At 51.4% G+C, this 17,035-nt stretch carries 13 protein-coding genes; 9 read left to right on the forward strand and 4 right to left on the reverse strand.

Going from position 1 to position 17,035, the window contains the following annotated elements; all coding sequences use genetic code 11:
- Positions 1–4: 4 nt before the first annotated feature.
- Positions 5–991 (reverse strand): RluA family pseudouridine synthase, encoded by a 987-nt coding sequence (locus O3681_RS06475; protein WP_371459554.1) that lies wholly within the window; start codon positions 989–991, stop codon positions 5–7.
- A 515-nt stretch (positions 992–1,506) separates the two neighbouring features.
- On the opposite strand from O3681_RS06475, the gene O3681_RS06480 reads away from it, so the two are divergent.
- Positions 1,507–4,401, forward strand: coding sequence for an Rne/Rng family ribonuclease (locus O3681_RS06480; RefSeq protein ID WP_371459555.1), 2,895 nt, complete (start codon positions 1,507–1,509; stop codon positions 4,399–4,401).
- Positions 4,402–4,652: 251 nt separating this feature from the next.
- On the opposite strand, the gene mscL is transcribed toward O3681_RS06480, so the two are convergent.
- Positions 4,653–5,096: a large conductance mechanosensitive channel protein MscL gene (mscL, locus tag O3681_RS06485; protein WP_222570731.1), complete on the reverse strand. Its 444-nt coding sequence runs from the start codon at positions 5,094–5,096 to the stop codon at positions 4,653–4,655.
- 448 nt (positions 5,097–5,544) lie between these two features.
- Positions 5,545–6,333, reverse strand: coding sequence for an enoyl-ACP reductase FabI (gene fabI / locus O3681_RS06490; protein WP_049335828.1), 789 nt, complete (start codon positions 6,331–6,333; stop codon positions 5,545–5,547).
- 208 nt (positions 6,334–6,541) lie between these two features.
- Here fabI and ppk1 point away from each other — a divergent pair, with 208 nt between their 5' ends.
- The 3 genes from ppk1 (at position 6,542) to O3681_RS06505 (ending at position 11,353) form a co-directional block, all read left to right on the forward strand.
- The gene (ppk1, locus tag O3681_RS06495) at positions 6,542–8,599 is read left to right on the forward strand and encodes a polyphosphate kinase 1 (protein WP_371459556.1); all 2,058 of its coding nucleotides are present in this window, start codon (positions 6,542–6,544) and stop codon (positions 8,597–8,599) included.
- Between the two features lie 102 nt (positions 8,600–8,701).
- The gene (locus O3681_RS06500; RefSeq protein ID WP_371459557.1) at positions 8,702–10,717 is read left to right on the forward strand and encodes a prolyl oligopeptidase family protein; all 2,016 of its coding nucleotides are present in this window, start codon (positions 8,702–8,704) and stop codon (positions 10,715–10,717) included.
- A 420-nt stretch (positions 10,718–11,137) separates the two neighbouring features.
- Positions 11,138–11,353 (forward strand): aminotransferase class IV, encoded by a 216-nt coding sequence (locus O3681_RS06505; protein WP_371459558.1) that lies wholly within the window; start codon positions 11,138–11,140, stop codon positions 11,351–11,353.
- 44 nt (positions 11,354–11,397) lie between these two features.
- Here the strand turns inward: O3681_RS06505 and O3681_RS06510 are convergent, their stop codons facing one another.
- Positions 11,398–12,855, reverse strand: a complete 1,458-nt coding sequence (locus tag O3681_RS06510) for a DUF389 domain-containing protein (RefSeq protein ID WP_371459559.1) — start codon at positions 12,853–12,855, stop codon at positions 11,398–11,400.
- Between the two features lie 198 nt (positions 12,856–13,053).
- Here O3681_RS06510 and O3681_RS06515 point away from each other — a divergent pair, with 198 nt between their 5' ends.
- The 5 genes from O3681_RS06515 (at position 13,054) to O3681_RS06535 (ending at position 16,988) form a co-directional block, all read left to right on the forward strand.
- Positions 13,054–13,179 (forward strand): hypothetical protein, encoded by a 126-nt coding sequence (locus O3681_RS06515; RefSeq protein WP_265511057.1) that lies wholly within the window; start codon positions 13,054–13,056, stop codon positions 13,177–13,179.
- A gap of 260 nt (positions 13,180–13,439) precedes the next feature.
- Entirely contained in the window at positions 13,440–13,676 is a 237-nt protein-coding gene (acpP, locus tag O3681_RS06520) for an acyl carrier protein (protein ID WP_003679644.1), read from the forward strand.
- Positions 13,677–13,838: 162 nt separating this feature from the next.
- Entirely contained in the window at positions 13,839–15,086 is a 1,248-nt protein-coding gene (gene fabF, locus O3681_RS06525; protein WP_371459560.1) for a beta-ketoacyl-ACP synthase II, read from the forward strand.
- Positions 15,087–15,266: 180 nt separating this feature from the next.
- Positions 15,267–15,959, forward strand: coding sequence for a hypothetical protein (locus O3681_RS06530; protein WP_049351302.1), 693 nt, complete (start codon positions 15,267–15,269; stop codon positions 15,957–15,959).
- Positions 15,960–16,100: 141 nt separating this feature from the next.
- Positions 16,101–16,988 carry a homocysteine S-methyltransferase family protein gene (locus O3681_RS06535; RefSeq protein ID WP_371459561.1) on the forward strand — a complete coding sequence of 296 codons (888 nt, stop codon included), beginning with the start codon at positions 16,101–16,103 and terminating at the stop codon, positions 16,986–16,988.
- Positions 16,989–17,035: the final 47 nt, after the last annotated feature.

Below are 17,035 nucleotides of genomic sequence, written 5' to 3' on the forward strand. Positions count from 1 at the left end.
CCTTTCAGACGGCCTTTTTCTGATTTTCCAACATTACAATGAATTGCGCCAATTCTTGCGGCAGGGGGGCTTTCAGGATTAGTTTTTCGCCGGTCAGCGGATGGGCGAGGTGCAGCTCGGAGGCGTGCAGGAACATTCTTTTCAAACCGAGTTTCTGCAGGCGTTTGTTGGCTTGATAGTCGCCGTAGCGTTCGTCGCCGGCAATGGGGCAGTCTTGCGATTGCAGATGGACGCGGATTTGGTGGGTGCGACCGGTTTTTAGGGTGGCTTCGACAAGGGTCAGGTCGGATAGGCCGACTTGGTGCAAAAGGCCGTCTGAAAAACGGTTTAACACGCGGAAGATGGTGTGGGCGGATTGACCGTCTTCGCTGACGCGCACCATTTTTTCGCCTTGTGCGCCGGTGTATTTGAACAGGGGGAGCTTGACGTGGAAGCGGTCGTTCGGCAGCCTGCCGACACCCAGCGCGAGATAGATTTTTTTCGGATGGTCGTTGCGGATGGCTTCGTGCAGTTTCACCAAGGCGCTGCGTTTTTTGGCTATCATCAAAAGGCCGCTGGTGTCTTTGTCGAGGCGGTGGACGAGTTCGAGATAACGCGCTTCGGGACGGGCGCGGCGGATTTGTTCGATGACGCCGAAGCTCACGCCGCTGCCGCCGTGGACGGCAACGCCGGACGGTTTGTTGATGACCAAAAGCGCATCGTCTTCGTAAACGATGTCAAACTCGCGTGCTGGCGCGGCCTGGTTTTCAGCCGGCCTTTGTTTTTCTGCGATGCGTATCGGCGGAATGCGAATAGTATCGCCTGCCTGAATGCGGTTGTCGGGTTTGCAGCGTTTTTTGTTCAGCCGCACTTCGCCGGCGCGGATAATGCGGTGGATATGGCTTTTCGGGACGCCTTTGAGGATTTTTATCAGATAGTTATCAAGGCGTTGGCCTTCCTCGTGTTCGGCAACGGCAATCAGGCTGACTGAATCTTTGCGTATTGCGTGCATTTTCTCTATAATCCCAAACGTCCATTTCGGGACTTGAACCTGCCGTCGCAGGCCGTCTGAAACGGATTTATTGTTAAAACGAGATTTTATATTAAAAACGCACTCCGCAAAGCATTTCCTTGTGTTTGTTCAAAGCCGGCAAACGCAATCCCGTAATTAAGTTTGAATTGAACCTGCCGTCCGGCCGGGCGTAAGACGCAGTCCGCGCAGCACCGTCCGAAATTACCGGCGCTACGATAATAAGAAGATGTAGGCTGCCTTAATTTTGTCCGAAGCATCAGCATTCGGACGGCAGCGGAACCATCAACCTTTCCGCCGCATTGTTCTTTATTTCCTTCTTTATCCGAATCCGTCCGCACATGGCTTGAGTTCAAGCATGCAACCTTGCGGATTTCAAATCAAATACTGGTTACACGGGGATTTTCCCATCTTGCCTTTGAAGAGTGCCAACCGGACAGACAGGCCGTCTGAAAAAGATATTCACAAATCAAACGGCCGCTGTTCACGAGGTGACTATGAAAAGAATGTTATTCAACGCAACGCAGGCCGAAGAGCTGCGCGTTGCCATTGTCGATGGCCAAAACCTTTTGGACTTGGACATCGAAACGCTGGGCAAAGAACAGCGTAAAGGCAATATCTACAAAGGTATCATTACCCGCATCGAGCCGTCGCTGGAAGCGTGTTTCGTCGATTACGGAACCGACCGCCACGGCTTTTTGCCGTTTAAGGAAGTATCGCGTTCATATTTCCGCGACTACGAAGGCGGCAGGGCGCGTATTCAGGACGTGCTCAAAGAGGGCATGGAAGTTATCGTCCAAGTCGAAAAAGATGAGCGCGGCAACAAAGGCGCGGCACTGACCACCTTCATCAGCCTGGCCGGCCGCTATTTGGTATTGATGCCGAACAACCCGCGCGGCGGCGGCGTATCCCGCCGTATCGAAGGCGAAGAGCGCCAAGAGTTGAAAGCCGCCATGGCCGAACTCGACATTCCGAACGGTATGAGCATCATCGCCCGCACCGCCGGCATCGGCCGCAGCGCGGAAGAGTTGGAATGGGACTTGAACTACCTCAAGCAACTCTGGCAAGCCATTGAAGAAGCAGGCAAAGCACACCATGACCCTTACCTGCTCTTTATGGAAAGCTCGCTGCTGATTCGTGCGATTCGCGACTATTTCCGTCCCGATATCGGCGAGATTCTGGTGGATAATCAAGAAGTTTACGACCAAGTTGCCGAGTTCATGAGCTACGTTATGCCGAGCAATGTAGGCCGTCTGAAACTCTATCAAGACCACACGCCGCTATTCTCCCGTTTCCAAATCGAACACCAAATCGAAAGCGCGTTCTCACGCAGCGTCAGCCTGCCATCAGGCGGCGCGATTGTGATTGACCACACCGAAGCCTTGGTTTCCATCGACGTCAACTCTGCGCGTGCCACACGCGGCTCGGATATTGAAGACACCGCGTTTAAAACCAATATGGAAGCCGCCGAAGAGGTTGCCCGTCAAATGCGCCTGCGCGACTTGGGCGGTTTGGTCGTCATCGACTTCATCGACATGGAAAATCCGAAACACCAACGCGATGTTGAAAACGTCCTGCGCGACGCGCTCAAAAAAGACCGCGCCCGCGTGCAAATGGGCAAACTTTCGCGTTTCGGCCTTTTGGAATTGAGCCGCCAACGTTTGAAACCGGCTTTGGGCGAAAGTAGCCATGTTGCGTGTCCGCGCTGTGCCGGTACCGGCGTCATCCGCGGTATCGAATCCACCGCCCTGCACGTTTTGCGCATCATTCAAGAAGAAGCGATGAAAGACAACACCGGCGAAGTACATGCACAAGTGCCTGTCGATGTCGCCACTTTCCTGTTGAACGAAAAACGCGCCGAGCTGTTTGCGATGGAAGAGCGCTTGGATGTAAACGTCGTTCTGATTCCAAATATCCACTTGGAAAATCCGCACTACGAAATCAACCGCATCCGCATTGATGACGTAGAAGAAGACGGCGAACCGAGCTACAAACGCGTCGCCGAGCCGGAAGAAGACGAATCCGCCAAACCTTTCGGCAGCGAAAAAGCCAAAGCTTCCCGTCCTGAGCCAGCTGTCAAAGGCGTACGCCATACCCAGCCTGCACCGACTGTCGCCCCTGAGAAAAAAGCCTCTTGGTGGGACAGCTTCAAAGCTTGGTTGAAACGCATTTTCGGCGGCAATACCGCAGCCGAAACCGCGCCTGTTGCCGAAGTGGCAGAAAAACGCACTTCGGGCAGCAACAACCGCAACAGCAATTCCAGCAACCGCCGCGCAAACAGCCGCCGTCAAAATCCACGCCGCAACAACAAAAACGACGGCAGCAAAGTTGAAGTGCGCGAAGTGAATGCCGAAGCTGCCGACAGCAAGTTTGAAGAAAGCAAATCAAACGAAAGCCGCAACGACGAGCGTAAAGACACTCGCCGCAACCGCAACCGTAACAACCGCCGTGATGATCGCAACAACGAGCGTAACCGTGTTGAGGAAGTGGTTGAAGACGTAAATGTTCAAGAAGTGGCTGCACTGGCTGAGATGCCGTCTGAAAACCAAGCGGAACAAAACGGCAATAAACGCCGCCGCAACAACAGTCGCAACGAGCGCAACCGTAATCAATCTGCGGAAAACCGTGTTGAGGACGTGAACGTTCAAGCCAATGGCGAACAGGTGCAAGTTGAAACGGACGACAACGCCCGCAGCGAAGAGGGTGTGAAAAACAACGGCCGTCAAGGACGCGACCGCAACAACCGTCAGCGCAGCAATCGCAACGACCGCCGTTCCAACAGCAAAAAACGCAATATCCCGTCTTCGGCAAAAATCGAGCAATACCTGAACATTACCGATACCGCCGACAAAGTCCTCTTTGCCGTAGCGCATGTTTTGGGTTTGAATGAAACGGTTGAAGCTGCAAATGCGACATTGTCTTCTGAAAGCGACCAAGCCGAGCCGCTGGTGATTGTGGTATCCGAGCCTGAAGTGACCAGCGCAGAGCCATTCGTATTTGCGATTGAAAGCGAAGACGAGCCTGCCGTAGCGCAAACTGAAGGCGCTGATGCCGAACAAGCCCTGCTTGCATCTGCGGTCAACAACGTCAAAGAAGCCATTTCTGCGGTATTGTCTCCGAATGCAACGGCTACTGTTGCACCGGTTGAAGCACCAGCCGAAACTGTTGCCACACCAACTGAAACTGTCGCTGAAGCAGCGCCTGTCGCAATCGTTGTGCCTGAGAGCTTGGGCAATTTGATCTTCGTTGAAACCGATCCGCAAGCCGTTGCTGCTTTTGCCGCGCAGCCACAACCTGAACCAGTTGCTAAAACACGCCGTTCGGATGTGCCTAAAGTAGAAGTGGAAGACGTAGCAGTCGAAATGATTTTGGTGGAAACACGCAAAGACTAAGATTGGTTTTCCAGTTAAAAGCCCGATGTTGAACGCATCGGGCTTTTTTATTGGCAAGGAGATGCACTACTCATTTGCTTTGTGTTTGCCACGAGGGTTGCTTCATGGTTAAAAAAGCAGAATAACTTGCTGAGAAAGGGAAGGACGTGATTCTTTCAATGGGAAGGACTTAACGAAATATTGGTATGAGAAAAGGCCGTCTGAAATGGTTTCAGACGGCCTTGGTTTGTGTGTATGTTTAGGTATTGTGATTAGTTTTTGTTCAGAGAGTCACGGATTTCGCGCAACAACAGAACTTCTTCGCTAGGCTCTGCCGGTGCTTCTTCAGCAGGAGCTTCGGTTTTTTTCACAGAGTTGATGGCTTTAACCACACAGAAGATGGCAGCGGCAACGATCAGGAAGCTGATCACAGTATTGATGAACAGACCGATGTTCAGGGTAACGGCACCGGCTGCTTGAGCGGCTGCTAGATTGGCGTAACCTTCTGCAGGAGCGGCTTGTGCGCCGTCTTTCAGGGTGATGAACAGGTTGGAGAAATCAACGCCGCCGATCAGCAGACCGATAGGAGGCATGATTACATCGTCAACCAATGATTTGACGATGCCGCTGAATGCTGTACCGACAACCATACCGACTGCGAGGTCGACAACGTTGCCACGCATAATAAATTCTTTAAATTCTGAAGCGATTGACATAATTAATCTCCTGTATGTGTTTGAGTCAAAATCAGATGTAGTTCAATAAAACGGCAGGCATATTAACGCTTTATCGGTTAAGAAAAATTCATTAATGTTAAATTTTGTATTTCATGCTAAAAATACCCGGCTTCTATGCCTTCTGTATGAAAAACAGGCCGTCTGAATTTTTTCTGTTACTTTTTTACACCACTTTTATCAGCGGCTAAGTATCAGATAACATGAATGTTATCTTTAGAATCAATGCTCTATCTTGTATTTTAAATGAGATGAAATGATAATGTTGTAATGTTAGTAACATAATTCGCCAAAGTATATGACAATTTATGTTTCATGCTTGTATTTGAATTTCAGACGGCCTTATCGGTTATGCCATCATTCAAACCATAATGTAATGGACATAAAAAACGCACTTTCATGATGAAAGTGCGTTTTGCGTGAAAACTGTTTAGTTCTCTTCGTCGTTCAGCGCGTTGATGCTGTAACCGCCGTCAACGTAGGTAATCTCGCCGGTGATGCCGGAAGCGAGGTCGGACAGCAGGAAGGCGGCTGTGTTGCCGACTTCTTCGGTGGTCACGTTGCGGCCCAATGGGTTGTGGGAAGCGACGTGACCCAAGAGTTTGCTTAAATCGGCGATGCCGGAAGCGGCCAGGGTTTTGATCGGGCCTGCGGAGATGCCGTTGCAGCGGATGCCTTCTTTGCCCAGGCAGGCGGCGGTGAAGCGGATGCCGGCTTCAAGGCTGGCTTTGGCCATGCCCATAACGTTGTAGTTAGGAATGGCACGAACGGCGCCCAAGTAGCTCAGTGCAACGATTGCGGCGTTGCGGCCCTGCATCATCGGACGGGCGGCTTTTGCCAGCGCGGGCAGGCTGTATGCGGAGATTTCGTGAGCAGTGTTGAACGCTTCGCGGCTGATGCTGTCGAGGAAGTCGCCGCTCAAAGCTTCTTTCGGGGCAAACGCGATGGCGTGCACCAAACCGTCGAGGCCGTCCCAGTGTTTGCCCAAGTCAACGAAAACTTGGTTGATTTCGTCATCGCTGGCAACGTCGCAGCGGAACACGAGTTCGGAGCCGAGTTCGGCCGCCATTTTACGGACGCGCTCTTCCAGTTTGTCGACAACATAAGTAAATGCCAATTCCGCGCCTTGTTCGCGGCAGGCTTTGGCGATGCCGTAAGCGATGGAACGCTCGGAGATCATGCCGGTAATCAGAATTTTTTTGCCTTGCAAAAAGCCCATTTTCTTATCCTTTAACAGTGGTATTGCGGTTGCATTAAACTGCGCATTATAGCAAAAAACGCTGTTTCGGCATAGAAAACAACGGATAACCCTTTGTCTTGCCTCAAATAGGGATAAGGTTTTCTGTCAAGGCCGTCTGAAACCTGACGGAACAGCGGCAAAACGTTATACTTGATCATCTTAATGACCGATGTTTCAGGAGGAAACCATGCCCGAACAAAACCGAATTCTTTGCCGGGAACTCAGCCTGTTGGCGTTTAACCGCCGCGTATTGGCTCAGGCGCAGGATGCGAATGTTCCTTTGTTGGAGCGTTTGCGTTTTTTGTGCATTGTTTCTTCCAATTTGGACGAATTTTTTGAAGTCCGCATGGCGTGGTTGAAACGCGAAAACAAACTGCGTCCGCATCAACTGCTCGACAACGGCAAAACCGCAGCCGAAACCATTGAGGCGGTGGCAAAAGAGGCGCAGGCGCTGATCCGCGAGCAATATGATTTGTTTAATAATGTGCTTCAACCCGAACTTGACCGTGCAGGCATCCATTTTTACCGCCGCCGCAATTGGACGGCCGCGCAAAAGAAATGGATTGAAAACTATTTCGACAACGAGCTTTTGCCCATTCTCACCCCCATCGGCCTCGATCCTTCGCACCCGTTCCCGCGCCCGTTAAACAAATCGCTCAACTTTGCCGTCGAACTCGAAGGCACGGATGCGTTCGGCCGTCCGTCCGGCATGGCGATTGTGCAGGCTCCGCGCATTTTGCCGCGCGTCGTCCCCATGCCGTCTGAAATTTGCGGCGGCGATGCAGGCTTTGTGTTCTTGTCTTCGATTTTGCACGCCCATGTCGGCAAACTTTTCCCCGGCATGAAAGTGAAGGGTTGCCATCAATTCCGCCTCACGCGCGACAGCGATTTGACGGTGGATGAAGAAGATTTGAAAAACCTGCGTGCCGCGATTCAAAACGAGTTGCACGACCGCGAATACGGCGACGGCGTGCGCTTGGAAGTGGCGGACACTTGCCCGGCATACATTCACGATTTCCTGCTCGCCCAGTTCAAACTGACTTCTACCGAGCTGTATCAGGTCAAAGGGCCGGTCAATTTGGTGCGCCTCAATGCCGTCCCCGATTTGGTGGACAGGCCGGATTTGAAGTTTCCACCGCGCAATGCAGGCCGTCTGAAAGCCTTACGTAAAAACGGCTCCGTGTTCAAGCTGGTCAAACAGTCGCCGATTTTGCTGCACCACCCGTATCAGTCTTTCGATCCGGTTGTCCAAATGATACGCGAGGCCGCTGCCGATCCGGATGTGTTGGCCGTCAAAATGACCATCTACCGCACCGGCAGCAATTCCGAGCTTGTGCGCGCATTGATGAAGGCCGCGCTGGCGGGTAAACAAGTTACCGTCGTCGTTGAACTGATGGCGCGTTTTGACGAAGCCAACAACGTCAACTGGGCGAAACAGCTGGAAGAGGCAGGCGCACACGTCGTGTACGGCGTATTCGGCTACAAAGTCCATGCCAAAATGGCTTTGGTTATCCGTCGCGAAGACGGCGTGCTCAAGCGTTATGCCCACCTCGGTACCGGCAACTACCACCAAGGCACATCGCGCATTTACACCGACTTTGGCATCATTACCGCCGACGAACAAATCACTGCCGATGTGAACACCCTGTTTATGGAAATCACAGGCTTGGGCAAGCCGGGCTGTCTGAACAAGCTCTATCAAAGTCCTTTTACCCTGCACAAAATGGTCATCGACCGCATCAAGCAGGAAACCGAACACGCCAAAGCCGGTAAACCGGCGCGGATTACCGCCAAGATGAATTCCCTCATCGAACCGAGTGTGATTGATGCGTTGTATCAGGCCAGCGCGGCAGGCGTACAAATCGACCTGATTGTGCGCGGTATGTGTACTTTGCGCCCGGGTGTAAAAGGCTTGTCCGAAAACATCCGCGTCCGCTCCATCATCGGCCGCCAACTCGAACACTCGCGCGTGTATTGCTTCCATAACAACGGCGCAGACGATACCTTTATCTCCAGCGCCGACTGGATGGGTCGTAACTTCTTCCGCCGCATTGAAGTCGCCACGCCGATTACCACGCCCGAACTCAAAGAACGCGTGATCCGCGAAGGTTTGGAAATGGCCTTGGAAGACAATACCCAGGCTTGGCTGATGCAGCCTGACGGCAGCTACGTCCGTACCCATCCGCAAGACGGCGAGCCTGCGTTTGGTTTGCAGGAAGGTTTGTGGAAAATATACGGACGTTAAATTGAATAATGTCTCAGGCCGTCTGAAATGCAGGTTTCAGACGGCCTTTTTTGATTTTGCCGTTATAATTCCGTTTCCCAATCTTTCAGACGGCCTTTTCTTATGAAATCTTACCCCGATTCCTATCTTCATTTTGAAAACCTCGAATCTCCCGAAACGCAAGATTTTGCCGCTGCGGCGCATGCCGAAACGCGTGCGCGTTTTTTAGAAAACGACAAGGCGCGCGAATTGTCCGACGGTATTTTGGCGCAGTTGCAGGACACGCGGCAGATTCCGTTTTGTCAGGAACACCGTGCGCGGATGTACCATTTCCATCAGGACGCAGAATATCCGAAGGGCGTGTACCGCGTGTGTACAGCGGCGACGTACCGTTCCGGCTATCCCGAGTGGAAAATCCTGTTTTCAGTGGCGGATTTCGATGAATTGCTCGGCGACGATGTGTATTTGGGCGGCGTGTCGCACTTGGTGGAACAGCCCAACCGCGCGTTGTTAACACTGAGCAAATCGGGCGGCGATACGGCGTACACGCTGGAAGTGGATTTGGAAGCAGGGGAATTGGTAGAAGGCGGTTTTCACTTTCCGGCAGGCAAAAACCATGTGTCGTGGCGCGATGAAAACAGCGTGTGGGTGTGTCCGGCCTGGGACGAGCGGCAGTTGACCGAATCGGGCTATCCGCGCGAAGTGTGGCTGGTGGAGCGCGGCAAGAGTTTCGAGGAAAGCCTGCCGGTGTATCAAATTGCCGAAGACGGCATGATGGTGAACGCGTGGCGTTACCTCGATCCGCAGGGGTCGCCGATTGATTTGATTGAAGCGTCAGATGGTTTTTACACCAAAACCTATTTGCAGGTGTCGTCTGAAGGCGAGGCGAAACCGTTAAACCTGCCCAACGATTGCGACGTAGTCGGCTATTTGGCCGGACATCTTTTGCTGACGCTGCGTAAAGACTGGAACCGCGCGAACCAAAGCTATCCGAGCGGTGCGCTGGTGGCTGTGAAACTGAATCGGGGCGAACTCGGGGCGGCGCAGCTTTTGTTTGCGCCTGATGAAACGCAGGCATTGGAAAGCGTGGAAACGACCAAGCGTTTTGTCGTGGCGAGCCTGTTGGAAAACGTACAAGGCCATCTGAAAGCATGGCGCTTTAGCGACGGCAAATGGCAGGAAGTCGAACTGCCGCGCTTGCCTTCGGGTGCGTTGGAAATGACCGACCAACCGTGGGGTGGCGACGTGGTTTACCTTGCCGCCAGCGATTTCACCACGCCGCTGACGCTGTTTGCGCTGGATTTGAACGTGATGGAACTGACCGTCATGCGCCGTCAGCCGCAGCAGTTTGATTCAGACGGCATCAACGTGCAGCAGTTTTGGACGACTTCGGCCGACGGCGAGCGCATTCCTTATTTCCACATCGGCAAAAACGCCACGCCCGACACGCCGACCTTGGTTTATGCTTACGGCGGTTTCGGCATTCCCGAATTGCCGCATTATCTGGGCAGCGTCGGCAAATATTGGCTGGAAGAGGGCAATGCCTTTGTATTGGCAAACATCCGCGGCGGCGGCGAGTTCGGTCCGCGTTGGCATCAGGCGGCGCAAGGCGTGAGCAAACACAAAAGCGTTGATGATTTATTGGCAGTCGTGCGCGATTTGTCCGAACGCGGCATGAGTTCGCCCAAACACATCGGTTTGCAGGGCGGCAGCAACGGCGGCCTGATTACCGCCGCCGCCTTTGTGCGCGAACCGCAAAGCATAGGCGCGCTGGTGTGCGAAGTACCGCTGACCGACATGATCCGTTATCCGCTGCTGTCCGCCGGTTCAAGCTGGACGGACGAATACGGCAATCCGCAAAAATACGAAGTCTGCAAACGCTGGCTGGGCGAATTGTCGCCGTATCACAATCTTTCAGACGGCATCGATTATCCGCCAGCGCTCATCACCACCAGCCTCAGCGACGATCGCGTCCATCCCGCCCACGCGCTCAAGTTCTACGCCAAACTGCGTGAAACCTCGCCGCAATCTTGGCTCTACTCGCCTGACGGCGGCGGCCATACCGGCAACGGCACGCAACGCGAATCCGCCGACGAACTTACCTGCGTCTTGCTGTTTTTGAAAGAGTTTTTAGGGTAGAAGTAAGCAGCAGGACTGACCGTTTTGTAAAGTTGAGAAACAAAATACTCTTGTTTCGGCAAGTGAAAAGAAGGCCGTCTGAAAAACGAATATTAAAGTTTTTCAGACGGCCTTCTTTTCTTTTAACTTTCAACATATCCCGATAAAATGGACACTTTGTAAGTAATCATTGATGGAAGACGCAATTATGGCAACCGAACTGAAAAATTATACACGATTTAGAAAATAATTTCAAACAAAACAATATATTAAAACTCAAACAAATCTTTCCCGAAGTCTTTTGCGAAGACCAAATCGACTTTGAGAAACTCAAACTCGTCCTTGGCGCAGAAAACCTTGCCGGTGTGGGCGAACGTTATCAACTCGATGCTGTAGAAACTAGTAGCGTTGTTTACAGTATTTCCAGGAGAATACTGAAACATGAACATGCACAAAAACACCCGTCTCACCCCGTCTCTGGATTTGGATATCCTCAACGGCATCATGCGCCAAGCCGTGTTGCAGCAGCTGCAAACCTACTTGGGCGCGGACACCATCATCGAAACACACATCACCCGCGATATGCTCGAACGCGTAGAAAAAATCCGCCTCTCCAACGCCTTGAGAGGCGTGTTTGAGGCGGATTTGGTGTACTAGGAACAATCAATGATTTCTCGGAAATGGATAAAGCCTGAAGGCGATTATTCGTTAGACGGTTTATCTGTCTGAGACTTGTGCGTTTGCAATATGCGCACTACCTTACCCTCATAACGCTGGTTTAACCACGCCTGTATCCGCTCGTGATCTTTGGCAGGTAGTGGCTGCTCCAATTCGAGAGAGACAACGACGATATCGTCATATGTATCTGTCTTCGGTTCTGCGTTTTTTTGGCTTTCAGACTGTTCGGAAACAGGCGTTGTTTGCGCTTTATCCCAAGCCAAGCCGCGTCCGACAACGATTTTTTCCGCTTCCGGATATTGGGCTTTTAATTCCTTAAGTACCGCTGCATCGTCGATATCGGAGGCTTTGCCTGCCAGTACGGTATCGATATAGGCCTGTTGCTCTTTCAGCTCATTTTGCTGCTGAACCGGGTTGTTTTGGCTTGCCAGCAATTCTTCGATTTTGGCATTGTCCCCTCCCGCATAGACCACGTTGACCTTCGGCTCTTTCACACCTGACGCTTCAAGGCTTTTCACCAGCAAGGCGGAAATTTTCTCGGCATTGCCCGTTCCATTGACAACCAGACTGACTTTATTTTCTCTATGGTTCAACATCTTACGCAGCACGAAAAAACCTTCCTGTTGCTTCGCAGTGGCAATGGCAGCATTGGCTCTGGTGTTGAAGATTTCCTGACGCACCAGTCCTGATGCCATATAGCCGCTCGGAATCATGACAGCAAGTACGACGGCAGTAATAATGATGCTGTGCAACCGGCGTTTGGATTCCTTTACCAACCCCCTGCGCGGCAGCTTGAGCAGCTTGGAAAACAACAAGGTCGCAAAAGCGATGAACACGCAGTTGATGGCAAAAAGATATGAAGCACCGAGAAAGTAGTGCCAGTTGCCATGTGCCAGTCCGTAGCCCGCAGTACACAGGGGCGGCATCAATGCGGTAGCAATCGCCACACCCGGTATGGCATTGCCTCCCTCTTTTCGGGTCAGCGCCACAATACCCGCACTACCGCCGAAGAAGGCAATCAACACATCCCAAAGGGTCGGCTGAGTACGCGCCAAAATCTCGCTTTGCGCCTCTTTAAGCGGGGTTAACAGGAAATACAACGTAGCGGTAATCAAGCTGATGACGACGAATATAATAATATTGCGCACGGCTTGACGGATCAGCGCAGTATCCCCTACCGCCAAACCGTAACCCATACCGACTATCGGCCCCATCAACGGCGAAATCAACATCGCTCCGATCACTACTGCCGTGCTGTTTACATTCAGACCGATACTCGACACGGCAATGGCAAACATCAATACCCACATACTGGTTCCGGTCACCCGAGTATTGGCGCGGATGGTGGCATCGATCTTATCGGGATGAGCTTGGTCATGCGCAAGATTGAACACATCTTGCAACTTGGTCATGGCACCATTGTCTTCTTGTTTCTGCTTTTCTTGTATTTCCTGATTTTTACTTTCTTCCTGATCTTGCATATGCGTATCCTAAAGTTTTAATAGTTTATTTTAAACATCTAATTCATAAAGAATTTTTGAGTAATGAAATAATGCCTTGCCATTACGGCTAAATCTGACAGGCACACTTCCCGCAATATACTATATTAGCATACGTCCTCAAACTTCTCCTCCGTTAGATGAAGGAAGGGCAAAGTTGCCGTTACAGCAAGCCGTAACGTGGGCTTTACCCACGAGATGAATGCCAAAATGAAAGTCTATGTGACTGTTGTCGGATTTAGTTGTTGGATGGTGGATTTCGTGGGCAAAGCCCACGCTACTTGGGTTATCCCAAATCTGCCTTGATTGAATAAAAGGTCGTCTGAAAACGGGGAAATCAGTTTTCAGACGACCTTTCCGCTTATTAACTTATTGATACCAAGGAAAAACAAATTCCCGCTTGTAGGTTAAAATCAGCATATGCTAATATGCGCAACAACAGGTTTTTCCAGAATAATCTGTGCTAAAATGCAGGATTAGATGGAAAACTCTATCCGAATTCGGTACAATACCGACGAATTATTTCCCTTAAACAACCTGCCGCAAGGCGAAAAGGAACGACTGACATGTCAAACATCGAACAACAAGTTAAAAAAATTGTTGCTGAACAACTGGGCGTAAACGAAGCCGAAGTGAAAAACGAATCTTCTTTCCAAGACGATTTGGGTGCTGACTCTCTGGACACCGTAGAACTGGTGATGGCTTTGGAAGAAGCTTTCGGCTGCGAAATCCCTGACGAAGACGCTGAAAAAATCACTACCGTACAATTGGCTATCGACTACATCAACGCCCACCAAGGCTAATCGGTCGCACCAAACATCCAGCCTCTGCTGCGCCATCGCAATAGAGGCTTTTACCTTATTATTAAACCCCTGAAATTTCAGACGGCATGAGTTTTGCCCGTTTTCACGAAGAAAAAGAGCAAGGCTGCCGCGAAAATCCCGACAACCAACAGCGAGATTATCATGAGTCAGAGAAGAGTAGTCATCACAGGTCTTGGCCAAGTATCACCGGTCGGCAACGACGTCGCCACCGCATGGAGCAATCTGCTCGCAGGCAAAAGCGGCATCGGACGGATTACCCGCTTTGACGCATCCGACATCAACAGCCAAATCGCCGGCGAAGTGCGTGATTTCGACATCGGCCAATACATCAGCGCGAAAGAAGCGCGCCGCATGGACGTGTTTATCCATTACGGTATCGCCGCCGCCCTGCAAGCCATCAATGATTCAGGCTTGGACGATTTGGAAACCCTCGACAAAGACCGCGTCGGTGTCAACATCGGCTCCGGTATCGGCGGCCTGCCCAGCATCGAAGCGACCAGCAAAGCCGTTATCGAAGGCGGCGCGCGCAAAATCAATCCTTTCTTTATCCCAGGCTCGCTGATTAACCTGATTTCCGGCCACGTAACCATCCTCAAAGGCTACCGCGGCCCGAGCTACGGCATGGTGTCTGCCTGTACGACTGGCGCACACTCCATCGGCGACTCTGCACGACTGATTAAATACGGCGACGCAGACGTGATGATTGCCGGCGGTGCAGAAGGCGCGATCAGCACTTTGGGCGTTGGCGGTTTTGCTGCTATGAAGGCACTTTCCACTCGCAACGATGATCCTGCTACCGCTTCCCGTCCGTGGGACAAAGGCCGTGACGGTTTCGTCATCGGCGAAGGCGCTGGCGTGCTGGTGTTGGAAGAATTGGAACACGCGAAAAAACGCGGTGCGAAAATTTACGCCGAAATCGTCGGCTTCGGTATGAGCTCCGATGCTTACCACATTACCGCGCCTAACGAAGAAGGCCCTGCATTGGCCGTTACCCGCGCCCTGAAAGATGCCGGCCTGAATCCTGAAGACGTTGATTACGTCAACGCACACGGTACATCGACTCCTTTGGGCGATGCCAATGAAACCAAAGCCATCAAACGCGCTTTGGGCGATCATGCCCGCAAAGTCATTGTTAACTCCACCAAATCCATGACCGGCCACTTGCTTGGCGCGGCAGGCGGCGTGGAAGCGTTGTACAGCGTGTTGGCGGTACACGAGCAAAAATCTCCGCCGACCATCAATATCTTTGAACAAGACGTTGAAGCCGGTTGCGATTTGGACTACTGCGCCAACGAAGCACGCGATGCGAAAATCGACGTTGCCATCTCCAATTCCTTCGGCTTTGGCGGTACCAACGGCACATTGGTATTCAAATGCTTCAAAGACTGACAGAAGGTTTTAAGTAGATTAAAAGGCCGTCTGAAACTAGGTTTCAGACGGCCTTTTTTATTTTAAAATACAAATATTCTTGATAATCTGTATCATTTATATAAAAATATCGACTCCAATCAATATTGCCCGGATTTTATCGGGTAATCAACCCAATTACATTTTTATCAGGAGTCTGCAATGAAAACTATCCGTATTCTAGCATTGGCCGCTGCACTGGCCGCCGTGCCTGCATTTGCGTCTGATTTCGGCCATGAACAGGCATTGACCATAGACGGCAAGCCTGCCCATTTGGCAGAAACTTCAGCCCGTATTTTGGCAAACGAAACCCTGACTGCGCCGCAACTGGTCGAAGATATCACTGATGGATTCGGTTCGAAAAAAATTCCAGGTTATAAATTGATGATTATGGGTCGCACTTATTCGGTGGCGGCAGAAACCAAACCGCCGAAAGAGGGCCAAACTCAGTGGCGGGACAATACGTTTATTCATCGCGGCGTAAAACTATTTGTCGGTATTCCGGTCAAAAACGGCAAGATGGATTTGGCGTCTGCCAGATTGATTAATATAGGCGTGGTTGACGACAACGGTGGTGCCGCGCCTCATGATGAGGGTGAAAAAATCCGTCCGGTCGGCAAGCAGCTGATGTCTCCCGATACCAAAGTGGAAAATGTGAAACTCAATATTGCCAAACTGACGTTACCAAATATGAAATTGGGCGAAACCAGTGGTGGTGGTGTGAAATTGGAAGCATCGGCAACATTGGACGGTAAGCCGATACAGACTAAAATCGACAGCACTTTCTCCCGCTTCTATTCCGCTAAACCAGCCGCTACACGGCCGTTTATGGCAGATGCACGGTTTGTGAAATAATCGTAAAGGCCGTCTGAAATCCAGTTTCAGACGGCCTTTTATATAGCGAAACTGCATAAGTTTAGTTTTTCATAGATTAAAGGTAAGGAGTTAAAAAAGCGTAGAATGGCGATTTTAAAAATTCATCATTGGAGGTCGATCATGACGGTAACGATTTTAGACGGTGGAATGGGGCGTGAACTGCATCGGCGCGGCGCACCGTTTCGCCAGCCGGAATGGTCTGCTTTGGCTTTGATGGAAGCACCGGATATTGTGCGTGAAACGCATTTGGATTTTCTCCAGGCCGGCGCACAGGTGATTACGACCAACAGCTATGCGCTTGTACCGTTTCATATCGGGCAGGAGCGCTTTGATGCTCAAGCTGCCGAATGGGCAAGGCAGGCCGGCCGTTTAGCGCGTGAAGCAGTGGAACAAAGCGGGACTACTGCAAAAGTGGCCGCAAGCCTGCCGCCGTTGTTCGGTTCTTACCGTCCTGACTTGTTTGACAAACAAGTCGCACCTGCTTTGGCTCGCCCTTTAATATCGGGTTTGATGCCGTTTGCTGATATTTGGTTGGCAGAAACCGTATCCAGCTTGGAAGAAGCGCGTTTCTGGCGCAGCAGTCTGCCTGATGACGGTAAGCCGTTTTGGGTGTCGTTTACTTTGGAAGATACGATGCCGCATGATGTACCGGTGTTGCGTTCGGGAGAAAACGTGCACGAGGCGGCGGATTCCGCGGTAGAAATAGGTGCGGCGGCAATGTTGTTCAATTGCAGTCAGCCTGAAGTAATGGCGGAAGCTTTGAAAGTGGCACATGAAGCCCAAAACCGTCTGAAACTGGGTGTTTACGCTAATGCATTTGAACCGGTGCAAGGACAGATGAACGAGGCCAACGATGGTTTGGATCCGATTCGCGCTGATGCCACGCCGGAAAATTATTTGGCGTGGGCGAGAAAATGGGCGGATTTGGGTGCTGAAATCATCGGTGGGTGCTGCGGTATCGCACCTGAACATATCCGTGCGTTGGCGCAAGGATTTAAGGCCGTCTGAAAGCGGCTGCATAATATTTTGATACGGTTAGAACAGGCTAAAAAAGC

This window comes from Neisseria sp. 27098_8_158 (genome assembly GCF_041433145.1).
In the GTDB taxonomy this organism is placed as follows: domain Bacteria; phylum Pseudomonadota; class Gammaproteobacteria; order Burkholderiales; family Neisseriaceae; genus Neisseria; species Neisseria subflava_E.